Raw genomic sequence first — 1,554 nt, 5'->3', positions numbered from 1 at the left:
CGCCACGGCTGCGCCCGCGCCCGGATCGCGGGGCGGACGCAGCCGCCGCGCCAAGCCCACTGAAGGCGAGGCGCCGCGCGAGAACGCCGGCAAGCGCCGCGGCCGCGGCAACGCCGCCCAGGGCGGCGGCCAGAATGCCGGTCAGCAAGCCGGCGCGAGGGCAGAAGGCGCGCGCCCGGAAGGCGAGGGCGGCAATAACGGCCAGCCCCGTCCGGCCGGCAAGCGCAAGGGCGGCAAGAGCGCGGCCCGGCCGGCCAAGGGCGCCGGCAAGCCGGCCGCGCCGGCGGCGGAAAAGGGCGGTGCCAGGCCGGCCGCGAAGGGCGACAAGAGCGCCGCGGCCGAGGACCTGTTCCGCTTCGTAATCTCGGGCCAGTACGACGCCGACGGCGGCGCCGCGGGCCCGGCGCGCAAGGCCAAGCCGGTGCGCGAGCTGTCCGCCGAGGACGACGCGCCGAAGCTGCACAAGGTGCTGGCCGAAGGCGGCCTTGGGTCGCGCCGCGAAATGGAAGAGCTGATCCTGCAGGGCCGGGTGTCGGTCAACGGCCTGCCCGCGCATATCGGGCAGCGCATCCTGCCGACCGACCAGGTCCGCGTCAACGGCAAGCTGATCCATCGCCGTGTGACCACCAAGCCCCCGCGCGTGCTGCTGTATCACAAGCCGGCCGGCGAGATCGTCAGCCAGTCGGATCCGGAAGGCCGTCCGACCGTGTTCGACAGCCTGCCGCGCCTGAAGACCGCCAAATGGGTCGCCGTGGGCCGGCTGGACTTCAATACCGAAGGGCTGCTGATCTTCACGACGTCCGGCGACATCGCCAACCGCTTCATGCATCCGCGTTACGGCGTCGAGCGCGAATACGCGGTGCGCACGCTGGGCGAACTGGCCGAAGCGGATCGCCAGCGTTTGCTGCACGGCATCCAGCTCGACGATGGCCAGGCCAACTTTCTGCGCATCGTCGACGGTGGCGGGGAGGGCGTCAACCACTGGTACCACGTGGCGCTGACCGAAGGCCGCAACCGCGAGGTGCGCCGCATGTTCGAGGCGGTCGGCCTGACCGTGTCGCGGCTGATCCGCACCCGCTATGGCCAGTTCCTGCTGCCGCGCGGCCTGAAGCGCGGTCGCTGGCAGGAGCTCGAGCCCGAGGAGGTGCGCGCGATGATGGCCGCGATCGGCCTGAAGGCGCCGGCCAAGCAGGCCGGCGCGCCGAAGGGGGCGACCAAGGTCGGCGGCCGCAAGCAGCGCGAGCAGGCCGCGATCGAGGGCCGGCCGATGGCGACCGGCATGGACGGCCTGCCGCGCTTCAACAAGGAAGGCGGCCGCGGCGGCGCCAATCGCGGCCAGCCCGATCCGATGCAGACGTCGATGGGCTATATCACCGCGCCGACGCTGCTGACCTCGCACACCGGCAGGTTCGCGGCCGGCGTCAGCATGCCGCAGCAACCCGGCATGCGCGGCCCGGCCGGCGGCGGCCGCGGCGGTCCGCGTGGCGGTGCGCGCGGCGCGCAGGGACAGGGCGGCCAGGGCCAGGGACGGGCGCAGCGGCGCGGCGGCGAACC

The 1,554-nt window shown here is 73.7% G+C and carries 1 protein-coding gene; it reads left to right on the top strand.

Annotated features, from left to right (window positions below):
• The coding region (gene rluB, locus F7Q96_RS26395) for a 23S rRNA pseudouridine(2605) synthase RluB (RefSeq protein ID WP_249041733.1) at positions 1-1,554 on the top strand (1,554 nt) is incomplete at both ends.

Source organism: Cupriavidus gilardii, assembly GCF_008801915.1.
Taxonomy (GTDB): domain Bacteria; phylum Pseudomonadota; class Gammaproteobacteria; order Burkholderiales; family Burkholderiaceae; genus Cupriavidus; species Cupriavidus gilardii.
The sequence above is the reverse complement of the archived record's forward strand: the minus strand, read 5'-3'. Positions and strand labels throughout refer to the sequence as shown.